Source organism: Metabacillus malikii (assembly GCF_030813355.1).
Taxonomy (GTDB): domain Bacteria; phylum Bacillota; class Bacilli; order Bacillales; family Bacillaceae; genus Metabacillus; species Metabacillus malikii.
Genome location: NZ_JAUSUD010000001.1, coordinates 250,515 through 265,080, shown reverse-complemented (window position 1 = coordinate 265,080; position 14,566 = coordinate 250,515). Strand labels below are relative to the sequence as shown.

Below are 14,566 nucleotides of genomic sequence, written 5' to 3'. Positions count from 1 at the left end.
ATACTGAAATAAAGCTAAAAATACTCATCTATTATCGAAACTGATTAAGCATCAACTCCAACACATCATCCTCCGACATACCACTAGTCAATAACACCTCCCCCTTTCACGTGGTGTAATCATTATTCTCGCTTTACTCATTGCTCATCGTAAGGCGTTTATAAAACACCAAATTGATTATCACCAAATGATTACACACCTCTTATTGTGTGGGCCGGTAACTTCAATCCCACTCAAACTCCATTCCCCGTGCCGTATTCTTGGCAATCTCTTTCCCAAGCAGGCGAGAAACAATATGAAACGACATATTTATACCAGCCGAAACTCCCCCTGATGTTACGATATTCGCTTCATCAACAAATTTCACATTTCTCTCTAGTGCCACCGATGGGAACTCTCTTTCAAAGCGGTCATATGTAAACCAATGAGTTGTAGCTGTTTTGTTATCAAGCAGCCCGGCTTTTGCTAATAAAAACGCCCCTGTACAAACTGAAGTCATAATATCGACCTTGGCCATTTGCTGAGAAATCCAAGTGATAACACGTTTATTATGTACCTCTTTCTCTCTTGCCCCAGGCCCACCTGGTATGACAACAATATCGAAAGCAGGAGCATTTTCAAACGAATAATCAGGTTGAACTTTTAGTCCATTTCTTGCACGAATCATTTCTCCAGATTCTGATAACGTACATACCTTAAAAGCATTCGTCGTAAAATCCTTATATGTCGTAACAGAAAAAACTTCAAAGGGACCTGCAAAATCAAGCACCTCAACTTCATCAAATAACAAAATCCCGACAGACCATTGTTTCATCGTCATAACATCCTCAACTCCTACTTTATAAAAGGCATTTGGAATTCAAATCGTTTGCCGGATTACGCTGAATAATTAGTGAACAAAACTATTTAACTATTTTCCTCCAACCAACTGTTGCAACTAACAAAATTCCACCACTTGCAAAACCAATCAGCTGGTCGATTAAAAGTTCACCTGTTCTAACATAACGAATCAGGAATATCCCACCAAAAATGACCATAATCGTAATTGCTAATTGGATCAGAAAAGAACTTTTTTTCAGGAAACTCACCCCACTTTCACAAATCCTTAAAGCTGCGAAAATAGTTTAATCCCATATTGACCAAGCAGCCTCAATCAAATTTCCTGAAGGGTCTGTTATTAAAAAATATTTAGCATTTTCACCGCGATTACGGATTTCAGACACTTCAACACCACTGTCCTTTAGCTTCTCATGCGTATATTTTAGATCAGGACAATTTAACGTAACTGTTTGAAATGGCAGTCCATTACGTAAAAAGTTAGCAGTTGTATCATCCTTTGTTTCTGCAAGTAAGATGACCACATCCCCTTCTGGAGGTGATAAGACAGCAACATTGCCAATATCGTCTTGAAACTTCGGCATTTTAAGCGTTAAACCAAGCTTTGATTGATACCATTCAATTGATTCATCAATATTGTTAGCCGGAATATAAAGATATCCAACTCTACTAAATAATGATTTTTTATCCGTAGCAGACATCAACAACACCTCTTTCAAGTTCAGATATAACTACCATTCTACGAATTCCAACATATTCCTTTTAATGACTTACAAAAAGTTATACAATATTTTTTTCATAAGTATTCCACTATTAATGAAGTCGTTTGTTTTCGCTGTTAGATACTACAGTTTTCTCCTTAATAATAATCCTTTGCCATATAAAATGCGTTTACAGTGAAAAGCTGTGTCTTAATTCTATTTTGTTTTATTGCCTCATCTACATCTAGTTCTTTGTAGTCAAACAAGTACACGTCAATTTCTTCATATTCATCTAAGTCTTGCTCATACAGCTTTACCGCATCCTTAATAAGATAGGTGATTACCTTATTTGTTTGCGTTGCAGGGTTAACAAAAAACTCTCCTAATTTAATGGGTGCCTCATAAGAGTGATAGCCAGTTTCCTCCCTAACCTCCCGCAAAATCGCTTCATCCATCGATTCACCAGCTTCAATTTTTCCAGAAAGAAATCTTCACCCCCGTGGCGGTACTGCTTGACAAGAACAACCTTCATCTCTTTCGTTAACACAATCGCATTAACCCAATCAGGATATTCATTTACATAGTAACGTTCGATAATTTGACCATTAGGGAGTTTACAAGCATCACTTCGCAAGTTCCCAAAAGGTGTTTTATACACATACTCTGATTTTAACGTTTGCCATTTCACCATGATTCCACGCTCCATCACCTTTATTACTTATTTCACTTATGCAAAAACTTGATCAATTTCAGCTCGATCATAATCCAAAATCCAATTATTATAGGTTTCATAGATTTTACGAATCGCTTCAGGTGCAGTGGCTAACAAATCACACCCTCTGTCATCATAAACATGAAATATGGTCCTTTTATGGATATTAATAAAATAGACTGGATGATAAATAGCAGGTCTAACTCCCATGTCATGATTGCAAATTGCTTTTAACAAAGCTTTGTACTTAAAATCATTCCGTTTACACTTTAATGAAAAGCGATGGATATCATATGTATCTTCCTCCGCACCTTCCGAATAAGGATACCTAATCTTTTGATGTTTTATTTTATTAACGAACGATTTCTCCACATAACGTGGAAAATTGACTAACTGCCGCTTTATGTTTTTTCCGTTTTTATAATCATAAACATCGATGACGATAAACAAATCGTCCTCTGGATTATGCAATGCTTCGAATAAAGTAATTGTTCGTTGATAACACCTGTTAAGATACGGACTATCAGGATATTTTTCATCATCTTCATTTGTCCATTTTCCACCAAGTTCAAAGCGCATACCAATATCCCAACTATAGAACAATCCTGGCTCGAGCTTAACATTTGGAAATGCTTCTCTCATAAAATCAGTAACATTCATAGCCAAACACCTCAAATACAAGACTTAATTATTTTCTATAACTCTTCTCTATTGAAACTACTAACAATCGCAATGATTACTCCCGAAGTATGAATTGTATAAAATACAAAACTGATTAACTGACTCTTTACTCCCATTTGTCTCCATCGGTAATCCACTTATCGTCATGTAAGTCATAGCATTTATCAACATCGTGAAAGCTAAAATATGAATGTACCTTTGCATTTTGTCCACCTGCTTGTTTCCAGCAATCAATGAACCAAGCTACAATCACTTCTGTTTCCATCCTCGAGAGTTCTTCGTCATTTTGCCCATAAAACTCCCAGAAAATATCGAGTTCTTCGTCAGAAACTGGGTAAAAGCTTATATCCTCGAGCACCTCATAGCTGCCCGCAAATAGATGTTTCTCTTCTCCTTGGTAAAATACTTCATTTGCGCTTCTGTCCATCGAGTACATCATAATCGAAAGTTCGTTTACTTGAGTAAATGCAGTGTAATCCAACACTTTGACCCTCTCATCATATTGAAAATTGACCGAATGGCGTATTTGCTGTATTAATTTTTCTGACGCTTTCTGTAAATTTTGCTTCACATCTTGAATATATGTTTGCGTAGTAAGCATTCACAATTCCTCACTTCTGTATGTCCTTTTTTAAATAGTAATGCGTAAATTCTCTCCCAACATTATCAATACTGCCATAAACTTGATAGCCATTCTTTTCATAAAAACCTAATGCTTGGAAGCTCAACGTGTCTAGTTTAATAAAATCACATTGTTTCTCTAAAGCAATTTTCTCAATTTCTGCTAACATTTTTGTGCCATAACCCATTTTTCTCACACTTTTATCTAAATAAAATTTGTCGACTTCAAACCAATTCCAACAGACAGCACCGATGATTCCTCCACGAATATTGTCATTCTCATCCTTTAAAACTAGGCCGACTTCTTCATACCTCCCAGCTAAATCTTGTGGAAAATGCTCCAAATTAAATTGATACAGCTCCTTATTGACATACTGTTTTCCATGCTCATCTATCTGTTTTGTTATAGAATAATTCATTGCCTCAAACTCCTTTCCTATTAATCTATCATATATTCTGGAACTTTTTAGGGAAAGCTTTTTATTACCAAAAAATCCAAGTATAGAACTTTATCGTTAGGTCAACCTATTACGTGGAGTCTAACCATGAAAGGATGAGGAAAATAATGAAGGAAATCCTGGAACAAGCGATTAAAAATGTAGAAAAAGCGTATGAAAATCCTAACACAGCTAGTTTAGACGATACGATTAAACAATTACAGCAAGCAAAAGAACAGTATGGCGACAAAGGGACAATGATTGAAGATGCGATAAACTCTCTTATCCATGCCCAGCATTCAATCGCTCACATGGAAACAGCAAAGGACTTTTCTCCATCGGCAGCATTCGGTCAAGCACATAATGCACTAGAGCAAGCAATCAATTCTTATGTAAATGTTGATAATGACCCGATGTGAGATTTGAAACATTCTCTAGTAAAAAACCGTTCCTCCATCGAGAAACGGTCTTTTTACTTATTCTTTTTCTACTTTATAGCTTAAATTGTTTAACCATCTCGTTCATTTCATCAGCAAGCTTAGATAGCTGCGCTGAACTACTCGCTACCTCCTCCATTGAGCTGCTTACTTGTTGTGCGGATGCAGCAGTTTGTTCAACACCTGCTGCGGCTTCTTCGGTAACCGTGGCAATTTCTTCAATTGAGCTGTTCATTTCCTGACTGTTTGCGACAATACTTGTTAGATTTGTCGATACCGCTTGAATATTTTCCACCATATCTATAACCGCTGATTGGATGTCATTTAATGTATAACTTGTTTGTTCTATTTGGGCAGTGCCAAGCTCGACTTCTTCATATCCTAATTTTAAGGAGTTCGCTACATTACCGGATTCAGTTTGGATATTCGTTACAAACCCAGTAATATCATTAACTGAGCTTGCTACCTGTTCAGCAAGCTTCCTCACTTCATCTGCAACAACGGCAAAGCCTTTACCATTCTCTCCTGCTCGTGCCGCCTCAATCGCTGCATTTAATGCTAAAAGGTTTGTTTGATTGGCAATATCATTGATAACAGCAACAAGCTTTGAAATTTCTTGTGATTGATTATCTAAATTTTGCATCTTCCCTACTGCGTCTCTCACAATGTCATTAATTTTCATCATTTGCGTCGTTGACGTTTGCATTAACCTGCTACCTTCATTTGTCATTTTTAAAACATTACCTGAATGAGCGTGAATGCGTTCCCCGTTATCATTTGCCTCGGTAATTCCATTGACAAACGTATCCATTATTTCTGCTAAGTTTCCGGCACGATTAGCTTGAGTTTCAGCACCCATCGCTAACTCTTCCATTGTTGTGGCAACTTGTTCAGTACCTGACTTGACTTCACTCGATGCCTTAGTTAATTCTTCCCCTTTGCTAGATACTGTATCGGAAACGTTATTTATTTTATACAGGACACTTCTAGTTTTCTCTGTCATTTCATTCGTTGCGAGTACTAGTTGTCCAATTTCATCATTTGAATTAATTTCTAATGCTTCTTGACTGAGATCTCCATCCGCTATCAGCTTCATTCGGTTTTTCAAAGCGGTTATCGGTTTTGATAAATGACTAGCAGTTTTAAGTGCTACAAATAAACCAACGATAATAACAATAACTGACACGATGATGCCAACAATCAATGTAGATTCACCGTAACTTTGAATCTCTTTCCCTATTTCAGATATAATTGACTCTCTTGTCGTTGCTAACTCCTTAAATCCCTCCATGATATCTTGCTCTAATGGTATTACCTCTGTATCTAATATGTGCATTGCTGCCTCTTTATCTCCTGCATCATATGCAGCGAGCACTCTGTTTATCGTTTCACCCCACAAGATTTTCTTTTCTATCAGACCTTTTGTTTTGTCAGTATTACTAAGCTTTAATAAATCATTCTCAAGTTGTATACTTTCTTCGATGAAGCTTTCAAATTCATTTTTAAATTCAATATCTCCATAAAGAATATAACCACGAATTAATGACGTTCTCTCTGACATATTTAACGCAATTTTTTCATCAAGAATTAATAGTGGTAGTTGTTCTTCAATGATTTTATCTGCGTTATCGTTTAAAGCTTTTATAGATAAAAAGTTAAAAACACCTAGTAACACAACAATGCATAATACAATTGAAAAACCGAATATGATTTTTTTCTTGATACTATTTAACTTCAACATTTTCATTTTGACACTCCTCGTTCTTCCAATAATTAGCCTTATCATAATATCGGATGAACGAACAAAACCTTAATAGCTGAACCTAAAGTTATAATTTTCACTATATTCAGATTAGATAATTATTCTTAAATTTCAAAACAAAAGCGATACTTCACAAATCAAAGTATCGCTTGTAACATTATTAATTTGTTTATCTTTATTTCCGCCAAAACGTTGTACAATCTGCCTTATCTGAAATATTAAAGTCAATAAGTTTCTCTAGCAGTTCATAATTTGTCGGCTTGTCCCACTTAAACCTTATCAATTCCTTTGTGTACTCATAGCCAGCTTCTTCGATTTCTTTCGTAAAGCGAGTCATTGCTACTTGTTCAGGAGCTACAGCAAAGTGCTTCTTTGCAACACTAAACCCGATGATGTAAGTGCCATGGTCTGTAAACATCGGCTGATTCCACTTCACAACTGGCTCGAGATTTGAGTATTTGTCACCTATCCATGTTAATACTTCTTCTATTCGAGTGCGATGCTCGCCGTTATCAATTTTCGATAAAAACTCAGCAAAGATTTCCATAGTAAAACCTCCAAAAGTATGTTTGATTTAAAATAGCTCCATCTGCTTCATCTCACCAAGCCGTTCAAGCGCTTGTGGCTCATGGTCTTGGAAATATGCTTGGTGCAGCTGTTTAACCTTCGTCATAATTTGTTTATTCGAATCTGCAGCTTTCCGTAATCGGCAGCTATATATAACTGGAAAGTAGTCTCTTAAAAATTTCCCTTCCGCATGTGCAGTTAAGGCAATGATTTGGAAACCGAGTTGTTCGGCGATAAAAAATACAGGATTTAGCACATGGTCACTAGATGCTTTACCAAACGGATTGTCGAGGATGACAACACGGTTGCGTTTCATTCTTGAATCGACATGCTTCTTTTCTGAAACATAATTGAGTATGCCTAAGAACAGTGTCATGTTTTTGCTCCACTTTTCACCACCAGACCAAACATTTGATTGCTCCCACGAATACGAACGTGTTGTCACTTCATTATCATTCGTAACCTTCCTACAGGTAATTTTCATCGTTTCATTGTTCATGACAACACGCAGAAGCTGCTTTGATTGTATCCATGTTTCAATTTCCTTGCGTACCTTACCGTAATCCTCGACACCATCCTCACTTTTAAAGCGTTCTGACTCTAGCTGTTCTAAAATCCATTCAATATGCTTGCGAATTCTACTTTTGCCATCCTCTTCTGTCCACTCAGGGATAGTAAACTTATAAATTTCCTTCCATTTATCTTCTACCTTTACCTTAGTCTTTTTCGGAATGAGCTCGAGTTCACCAGCAATTGTATATAAATGGCTATTAATATGTGTCACAAATTGCTCTAGCTGTTTATCATGGTCAATGATACTGGTTTCATTGTATTTTATCGCTGTTTGAATTCGTTTTTGCATATTTGCCTGGAATTCAATGACCTCTTTATAGGTCCGCTTTGTCTCAATGCCATCGCGGGCCATTTTTTGCATTTTTACATTTGTAATTTTTGTTTTACAAAATGCTTTAAACATTTCTTTTGCATGCTCAACCTTCTCCTGCTCTTTAGAAACTAGCGCTTTCGCTTGCTTTAATGCTGTGGTGACCGTCTTCACAAAATTGATTCGTTCATATGAAAAGTCTTGAATCTCTCCATCTGATAACATATCTGCTTGTACAGATGGACCTTTAAAATGGTGGGCTTCCTCATAGCGATCAAGCTCATGAAAGGCAGTTCTGATTGAATTAAGCCCTTTATCTGTTCGTGCTTTTTCACGATCTAAATACTCAAACTTCGCTAATACTTTTTGATTTTCTAGTTTAAGTTGTTCACGAACATCTGAGAGCGGCTCATTAAATATTTTCGGCTTTTCATGTGCAAACTGCTGATGAAACTGGTCTAGGGCAAGTTCTACAACCTTTTCCTGTTTGAGCTTTTCCTCATTGGCACGATGATAGTTTTCTGTTATCTCATCAACCTGTTTTTCTAATTGTCTAATCCGCTCGCGCAACAAAGTAATTTGTTCGGTCCCATTTGGCGGGAAAGAGAGCTGTTCATCTAACGGACCATAATCATTGATTAACTCTTCAATTACTTTATTAAGCCGATTGATTTCCTTTTGTGAATGTTCCAGCTTAATGATTAACTCATTTCTTGTCGTTGAGAGCTTGCGTAATGATAATTTAAGCTCTTCACGTTCTTCTTTTAATATGTCAAGCTCTTTGTCCGTAAATGTGGTACGTTCTTTTTTCACTTCATTATATAAGGGGTCATCTATCAATGAATTAAAATAATAGCGTTCATCCCGTTCATGCTCTTCAATTCGGTCCTTTTCATCTGACAATCTTCGAATATGAAGCTCTTGTTTTTTTATAATACGGTCAATTTCTGTTAATTGCTCTGAAAGCATATCCTGCGTTTTCTTTAGCTGTTTCGTTTCCTTTGAAAATGAAAGATAGTCATAGCCTAGGTCTAGTTTTGTTTGCAAGCCCTGGTATTCCTTCTCAAAGGTATCTATGCGCTCTTGTTGTGTCGTAAGAAGCTGACCACTAGCCTCAATACTCGCGGCTATTTCTTGTTGCTCTACTCCTAAATCATGAACAGCTTTAGCAATGCTTGTTAATTGTTCCTTTCGTTCCTGCTGTTTGTGATATGGGTAATCAACAAAAAAGTTTGCTAGTTTCTCCAATACTCGTTTCCAACTATCCAGCTTTGTTTCCACTTCGACCCGAGCTTGTGAAGCCGTTTCTGCTCTTTCCTTCATTGTTAGTTTCCATTGCTGAAAGGAAGTCACTTGTTGATTTTCTAGCCAATGAGCTGGTGTAATCGTTAATGTTGATTGATACTCACCTTGAACAATCGCACGTGCCTGCTCGATAGATAATACGTCAATTGGAAACTGAAGTCGCTTGTTAACGTGGATGATTTTTTCCTTTAGCTGCGCTTGTTCCACTTCTGTTGTAATTAATGTAATCGGCCAAAGCGGATAATTTTTTGCCTGTTCGAGATGAGACCCTTCTAGCCCTTGGATAAATTGGCTCCCTGTCTCTAGCAAGTGAAATTGATTGCTCCATTGCTTTATTTGTTGTTCAACAAAAGGATCAGCAAAGAATATATCCTGGCTGCCATAGTCATCAATAAAGCGGTGGGCGAGTCTTTCTTTATATAAGCAATCATTTCGTTCCTTTTTTAAACGTTCAAGCGAATCGGCAACTTGTTGGGTTAGTGAATCCTCTTTTAAATATACGGAATCCAAGCTCGTCCATTGTGGGCGTAATGACCCTAATTCTTCAATCATCTTTAGATGTGCTTGTTCTGCTTGCTTTACTTCCATATCAATCTCAGTACGTTTTAATTCGTTTTCAGCGATTAAACTCTTTATCGTATCATGCTGTCCATTCAAATCTTTTATTTTGCCTTGCAGTTGTTTATTTTCTGTCTTCAAATAAACAATCTGTTCATCCAAGTAAACGAGACGTTTCTCCCATTGTCCTACAAAATCATCTACTGCTTCCTGGTCAGGCTTAGCCAATATTTTATGACGAATCCGGTCCATTTGCATTTCTAAAGAATCGATCTTTCCAACATTTTTGTTGAATATCCCTTTCGTCTGTTCAAGCTGCTGTCGTAACGTTTTTCTATGAGTCTCTGCCTCGGTTATTCCGTCGGTTAACGGCTGCTTTTCAATTTTCAAACCATTTTGACGCTTCTTGCTTTCTTCTAATTCATTTGTAAAATAACCGTTTAACTGCTCACTGTTTTCAGTAAATCTATCGGATAATTCCTGAAAATCCTCCTCTTGTTCGAGTGCTTCTAACTGATCTTGCAGAGAGCGCAAACGATCGTGCTCTACTTTATGAGCCTGTTTTTGCTCTGCTAGCTTTAAAGAATAGAAGCTTTTTTTCGCATGAGTGAAGTCATTCTTGCTTAGTTCCAGAAGACTAGTGTATTCCTGTAATTCTACTTTTAAGTCTGTTAACTTCGATTGTTCAATCTGAATGTTTAATGATTGCTCACTTTCTTGGAGTTCTCTTAGTTCAAGATTTGCAGTATTGCGTTTTTCCTCGAGCGCCAAAAGTTTTGCTTCATGCTCCTTCTCCTGAAGGTGGATAAGGTTCAACACTGCTTTTGCGCGCTGTTTCTTGTGCTCATAGGCCTGCTGTCTGTCATGTAAATGCTCAAACGTCGCAACATAACGATTTAATTGTTCTTCGATTGATTTATTTTCTTCGATTTGTTCTTTCAGTTCTTTATATAATTTGAAGCTGGCACGATGCTTTTCGAATGTATCTGCAAAAGTGTGTTCATGATGACCGGCGATCGCACTTTCTACTGTCGGGATAAGCAGCCTGTCAAATAGCTGGTTTGTTTGCTTACACTCATCAAAGAACGCTTCAACTCCACCTTCAGTACTGTTAATTTTCACAATTGCATCCCATTCATTTGCGATAATATGATATTGTTCTTCAATATGCTGCTGGAAGTCTTTAATCGTTGAAAATGTATGTGCATTCATATGCTGTTGTGCCATTTGCTGATAATAATCAGCAATTTCACCACGGTCAGCAGGTCGATTTGAATCTTTACGGACGAACGGAATTTCTTCAATACGATGACGGTCACCTGCTTGGTATGGGTACACATAACGATATGACCCTAACCCATCTTTAGTTAAAAACAAACTAACCGCAGTAACTAAATATCGACGTGGCTGTTCAGTTATTATCCATTCAATCGCAATATGGGCAGGATAATTATCGAGCTGGAGAGTTTGCTTAATTTTCCGGTCAGAAAGATTTGTGTGTGGGATAATCGCTTGAAGCGCAGTTTGGATAAAAACGGTCTTCCCTCCCCCATTTTCAAGGAGAATTGCCCCGTTAAACCCATCAAATTTAAAAATTTCATTATTATAGCGCTTCATTCCGTCTTCATATACGACATTTGTAAAACGGATTTTACTAATTGATGGCATGCTCTTCCTCCTCCCACTCATAAATAAATTCTAAAATCCCTTTGTTGTATTCAACCTCCATGAAAAATCGTTGTACAATTGTTTTTGCCTTTTCTGTTAACGTAATTTCGTTATTACCAATTTCCTTAACGAGTGCTTGGTCAATTAAAAAACGTTTTGCACTATCAATGAAGCTTAATCTGCTAATCGTGTTCCCTGCCTGTTTTTTTGCTGTTTCTTTAATATCATTCATGTCTTCCCATTTTTCAATTATCTGCTTCCAATTATAAGAAAATTCCTGCTCTTTAGCACGAAGCTGTTCTTCATCATGCTCCATCAATAGACTAATCCGATCATTTACATGGCGCACCCAATCATCAAGTGCGATAAAATCCCGGGTAGGCTCTAACGTTTGATAACTATCATAAAACGTACCAAACAAGACAATTGTTGAAAAATAAAGTAAATACAGATCAGCATTCGTTGCACCAGATTTTAAATAAGTCCGTTTCAAAAAGTCGTTATTAACATGAAATGGGGATAGCTTCGTTTTAGGTATCATATAAAGCATATCACCTGCACGAATCACGACACAATCGACATGATGGGCAAAGCTATCCACTAACCCGCGAATAGAATCATCTGCTATATATAACGATTGTGCTTCAGCATCAGCCGATCCATTACGAGCTAAACTTGTGTACAGCTCAAATGCTTGCATCACCTTGTGCTCACTATAGTTCATCTACTGGCACCTCCACTAGTGTTATATCCATATTTTGAATAGAAAAACGGTCTGTCACATGTATTGTTTCTGGGAGCTCTTTTACATGTAAAGTTCGGTTTCCTAGTGCTGCTAATGCATCATCCAATAGATGTGTTTGGTCATCTTCCTCTGTTTCAAGCTTACCCGAGACAATTGGTGAGCGTTGGTGAAGAATCATCCAAAAATCATAAAAAACCCGCTCATCTAATAATTTCGGTTCATTCTTTTTTACATAGTCGATAAGAAGTGCGAGTTCGTTGCAGCCTAAGTCAATTGCTTGTAATGCTACCTTCATTACATAGCCAAAGTTTTTCCTAACACGTTTATCATCGTAGTTCTCATGGTCATTTCCAACCTCAATAAACCGAAAATCAACTGTCTCTTCACGGTCTTCACGAATATTTTGTTCAGCAAAGACTGTTAACGGTGACCATTGCAATTCATGGTGTAGAGGTAAAAACGGATGCAGCAAGCCCTTCATCGCTTCTAACGGAAGAGGTGCACTAATTAATCTCGCATTAATGTCTTGGTCGAAATTAAACGCATCAATTCCAGTATAATATAATGATTCTTGTGCTGCTTTTAATGTATGGTTTTTAAGCTCGATGCTTTGTTCAAGCAGTCTAGAGTGTTCATAATGAACTTCTTCGAGCTCGTTCGTAATTTCAAGAATGTATGCATATGTTTTCGCTTCCTTTTGATGGTAATCCTTTTCATATAACCTTTCCTTCGTTTCCTTCACAAACTGTCTAAGTTCAGAGAATTCATCGTTTTCACGCTCTAGTCGTGCGTGGATATCTTCAAGCAGCTGCTTGTACCTTTCAAACGTTTCCTCTGAAACAATGCTTCGTTGGATTTCATGGCGTAATTTCACCATCCGGTCATTAAGTGATTCCACATCAATCCGCATTTCATTTATTTGCCGTAAAGCCCCACGAAACTCGCCTTTTTCAAGCTGTTTTCGTAGCATTAATTGGTTAATCGAAAGCTGAAATTCACTATAAAATTCCTTCGTTGCAAACACAAGCTCAAGCCCATCATCATCTAATGTGTAATATTGCGTATTCGTCTTTGAATCAAATGCGTTTGCCTTTAAAATCGAATAGTCTAATTCACCATAATCAGTTGCTTCCCAATCATAAAAGGGATAAGTTCGCTTTTTCCCTGTTGTCGGCCGAAACGTTTGGATAAGCGTTGCTGCAATTTCCTCACACTCTTGGACAGATAACAAATATTGTCTTTCGGTAAGACGTTTTAAAAAGACAGCTAAATCTTTCGTCCCAACCTTGTGATTTCTAGCAATTTTTTGTTCAAAAAAGAATAAGAGAGTAAGCAAGCCTAAACCTTTCATATCTACTTGCTCCCCTTGTTCATCCTTTACTTTTTTTCTATCAAGCTCATATAACGGGTCAAATAAAGCAAGACGCCGCATTCGCTCGCGAAAACCGCCTGTAATATCTGATAACTCGGTTAGTTCCATTCAGAATGCCTCCATATATGTTGCAGTTCACGTGTTTTCAGAACTTCCTGCGGATAATAATGTCCACTGTTTAATAGAGATTGAATCACAGCCTGCTCTTTATCTGTAAAGTACATTACAAATTTCTCGATTGATGTTGCATCTAATCGTTGATTCGTTTTACCAGCTATTGGGGGCTTTGTGAGACATGCCCTGTAGAAAGGTAAAGCAGGCTGTATCGGTGGCTTCTTTTCATTTAGTCGTTCCCATATAAACAATCCGGACCTATCAAGATCACCAAAATAGTAAAAGCAGTCATTCCGACATGGTAGCGGTAGCTGACGTTCAAACTGCTCAATGCTTTTAATTATTTTATTTCCGCTCCCATAAATAAGTGATGTAAAATCCGTTTCAGGTAATATCTCAACAAGTGCTTGATATGTTGTTTTGTTTTCAACGATTAAATGTTTGTGTTCCAAATTTGATAGAGTAGTAGGATTTATCGCAAACATTAATGGGTCTGAAACTGGCATAATTTTCAATTTTGACCATAAACCAATTCGTTCTAGTAATTCTTTACCATTTCCCTCGGTTATCCACTTTTCATCACCAAATAACTCTACACTCCGCTCCGGTGCTGGCACTTTATAATCTGGAAATCCATTCACTTGAAGATAAGTATGAATAGATTGTAAATATGGGAGGTCCTTTTGCCATTGTGTAGGGTCTAAGCGAAAGTAACTGTCTAGCTGTATCTCCCGGTGTAATTTGAGTCGATATCGTTTCAATTCATCATGATAATCTTTTTTTAGCTGTTGCTTATGAATTCGATAGGAATATGCTAACGATGGAGTGCGGGTATTTCTCCCCTTTGTTTTTATCATTTCTAAAACAGACTCGTCCTCTAATGCAAGAATGTGATTTGCAAACAAATCATATGACATCATGTCATTACTTATAATTGTTTCAAGTTCTTCTAATGTTATTGTTTTTTTTGGATAGTTTAATAGTTTTTGAATGATTATGGATTTCATACGATTCACCTCAACACATGTAAATCTAATAAGTTCTATTTTACAAGACTATTTGTAGGAAGTCAGTAATGATTGACGAGGTAATGCTTCATTGAGCAATTAAAAAAGTGGTAGTACTCTCATATTATTACAATCTCATCTTTGGGAATGGGCACTTAT

15 protein-coding genes are annotated in these 14,566 nt (G+C 37.1%); 1 reads left to right on the top strand and 14 read right to left on the bottom strand.

Annotated features, from left to right (window positions below; translation table 11 throughout):
- Positions 1–223 precede the first annotated feature (223 nt).
- From J2S19_RS01340 to J2S19_RS01310, 8 genes are all read right to left on the bottom strand, one after another.
- Positions 224–820, bottom strand: coding sequence for a DJ-1/PfpI family protein (locus tag J2S19_RS01340; RefSeq protein WP_370875007.1), 597 nt, complete (start codon positions 818–820; stop codon positions 224–226).
- 82 nt (positions 821–902) lie between these two features.
- Positions 903–1,088 carry a hypothetical protein gene (locus J2S19_RS01335; protein WP_307336052.1) on the bottom strand — a complete coding sequence of 62 codons (186 nt, stop codon included), beginning with the start codon at positions 1,086–1,088 and terminating at the stop codon, positions 903–905.
- Positions 1,089–1,124: 36 nt separating this feature from the next.
- A complete protein-coding gene (locus J2S19_RS01330) occupies positions 1,125–1,538 on the bottom strand; it encodes a VOC family protein (protein WP_307336048.1) in 414 nt (137 codons plus the stop codon).
- Between the two features lie 158 nt (positions 1,539–1,696).
- On the bottom strand, positions 1,697–1,993 hold the full coding sequence (locus J2S19_RS01325; protein WP_307336045.1) for an NUDIX hydrolase: 297 nt from the start codon (positions 1,991–1,993) through the stop codon (positions 1,697–1,699).
- Positions 1,921–2,229, bottom strand: coding sequence for a hypothetical protein (locus J2S19_RS23810; RefSeq protein WP_503128642.1), 309 nt, complete (start codon positions 2,227–2,229; stop codon positions 1,921–1,923). Before J2S19_RS23810 ends, J2S19_RS01325 begins: the two co-directional genes overlap by 73 nt.
- Positions 2,230–2,265: 36 nt before the next feature.
- Complete coding sequence (locus J2S19_RS01320) at positions 2,266–2,910, bottom strand: DUF3885 domain-containing protein (RefSeq protein WP_307336042.1); 645 nt, start codon at positions 2,908–2,910, stop codon at positions 2,266–2,268.
- Between the two features lie 127 nt (positions 2,911–3,037).
- Positions 3,038–3,532 carry a hypothetical protein gene (locus J2S19_RS01315; protein ID WP_307336039.1) on the bottom strand — a complete coding sequence of 165 codons (495 nt, stop codon included), beginning with the start codon at positions 3,530–3,532 and terminating at the stop codon, positions 3,038–3,040.
- Between the two features lie 10 nt (positions 3,533–3,542).
- Entirely contained in the window at positions 3,543–3,971 is a 429-nt protein-coding gene (locus J2S19_RS01310) for a GNAT family N-acetyltransferase (RefSeq protein WP_307336034.1), read from the bottom strand.
- A 146-nt stretch (positions 3,972–4,117) separates the two neighbouring features.
- Here J2S19_RS01310 and J2S19_RS01305 point away from each other — a divergent pair, with 146 nt between their 5' ends.
- Positions 4,118–4,408, top strand: coding sequence for a hypothetical protein (locus J2S19_RS01305; protein ID WP_307336032.1), 291 nt, complete (start codon positions 4,118–4,120; stop codon positions 4,406–4,408).
- Between the two features lie 73 nt (positions 4,409–4,481).
- On the opposite strand, the gene J2S19_RS01300 is transcribed toward J2S19_RS01305, so the two are convergent.
- From J2S19_RS01300 to J2S19_RS01275, 6 genes are all read right to left on the bottom strand, one after another.
- Positions 4,482–6,173, bottom strand: coding sequence for a methyl-accepting chemotaxis protein (locus J2S19_RS01300; RefSeq protein WP_307336031.1), 1,692 nt, complete (start codon positions 6,171–6,173; stop codon positions 4,482–4,484).
- Positions 6,174–6,363: 190 nt separating this feature from the next.
- Positions 6,364–6,735: an iron chaperone gene (locus tag J2S19_RS01295; RefSeq protein WP_307336028.1), complete on the bottom strand. Its 372-nt coding sequence runs from the start codon at positions 6,733–6,735 to the stop codon at positions 6,364–6,366.
- A 27-nt stretch (positions 6,736–6,762) separates the two neighbouring features.
- Positions 6,763–11,169, bottom strand: a complete 4,407-nt coding sequence (locus tag J2S19_RS01290; protein WP_307336026.1) for a coiled-coil domain-containing protein — start codon at positions 11,167–11,169, stop codon at positions 6,763–6,765.
- Complete coding sequence (locus J2S19_RS01285; RefSeq protein WP_307336023.1) at positions 11,156–11,893, bottom strand: DUF6063 family protein; 738 nt, start codon at positions 11,891–11,893, stop codon at positions 11,156–11,158. Before J2S19_RS01285 ends, J2S19_RS01290 begins: the two co-directional genes overlap by 14 nt.
- Positions 11,883–13,394, bottom strand: a complete 1,512-nt coding sequence (locus tag J2S19_RS01280; RefSeq protein ID WP_307336019.1) for a replicative DNA helicase — start codon at positions 13,392–13,394, stop codon at positions 11,883–11,885. Before J2S19_RS01280 ends, J2S19_RS01285 begins: the two co-directional genes overlap by 11 nt.
- Positions 13,385–14,407 carry a Wadjet anti-phage system protein JetD domain-containing protein gene (locus tag J2S19_RS01275; RefSeq protein WP_307336016.1) on the bottom strand — a complete coding sequence of 341 codons (1,023 nt, stop codon included), beginning with the start codon at positions 14,405–14,407 and terminating at the stop codon, positions 13,385–13,387. Before J2S19_RS01275 ends, J2S19_RS01280 begins: the two co-directional genes overlap by 10 nt.
- Positions 14,408–14,566 lie beyond the last annotated feature (159 nt).

Bases quoted from the DNA above. Each gene is read 5' to 3' on its own strand.
- J2S19_RS01300 (WP_307336031.1), bottom strand. From the start codon at position 6,173: ATGAAAATGTTGAAGTTAAATAGTATCAAGAAAAAAATCATATTCGGT.
- J2S19_RS01290 (WP_307336026.1), bottom strand. From the start codon at position 11,169: ATGCCATCAATTAGTAAAATCCGTTTTACAAATGTCGTATATGAAGAC.
- J2S19_RS01330 (WP_307336048.1), bottom strand. From the start codon at position 1,538: ATGTCTGCTACGGATAAAAAATCATTATTTAGTAGAGTTGGATATCTT.
- J2S19_RS01320 (WP_307336042.1), bottom strand. From the start codon at position 2,910: ATGAATGTTACTGATTTTATGAGAGAAGCATTTCCAAATGTTAAGCTC.
- J2S19_RS23810 (WP_503128642.1), bottom strand. From the start codon at position 2,229: ATGGTGAAATGGCAAACGTTAAAATCAGAGTATGTGTATAAAACACCT.
- J2S19_RS01325 (WP_307336045.1), bottom strand. From the start codon at position 1,993: ATGGATGAAGCGATTTTGCGGGAGGTTAGGGAGGAAACTGGCTATCAC.
- J2S19_RS01280 (WP_307336019.1), bottom strand. From the start codon at position 13,394: ATGGAACTAACCGAGTTATCAGATATTACAGGCGGTTTTCGCGAGCGA.
- J2S19_RS01340 (WP_370875007.1), bottom strand. From the start codon at position 820: ATGACGATGAAACAATGGTCTGTCGGGATTTTGTTATTTGATGAAGTT.
- J2S19_RS01275 (WP_307336016.1), bottom strand. From the start codon at position 14,407: ATGAAATCCATAATCATTCAAAAACTATTAAACTATCCAAAAAAAACA.
- J2S19_RS01315 (WP_307336039.1), bottom strand. From the start codon at position 3,532: ATGCTTACTACGCAAACATATATTCAAGATGTGAAGCAAAATTTACAG.
- J2S19_RS01305 (WP_307336032.1), top strand. From the start codon at position 4,118: ATGAAGGAAATCCTGGAACAAGCGATTAAAAATGTAGAAAAAGCGTAT.
- J2S19_RS01285 (WP_307336023.1), bottom strand. From the start codon at position 11,893: ATGAACTATAGTGAGCACAAGGTGATGCAAGCATTTGAGCTGTACACA.
- J2S19_RS01310 (WP_307336034.1), bottom strand. From the start codon at position 3,971: ATGAATTATTCTATAACAAAACAGATAGATGAGCATGGAAAACAGTAT.
- J2S19_RS01295 (WP_307336028.1), bottom strand. From the start codon at position 6,735: ATGGAAATCTTTGCTGAGTTTTTATCGAAAATTGATAACGGCGAGCAT.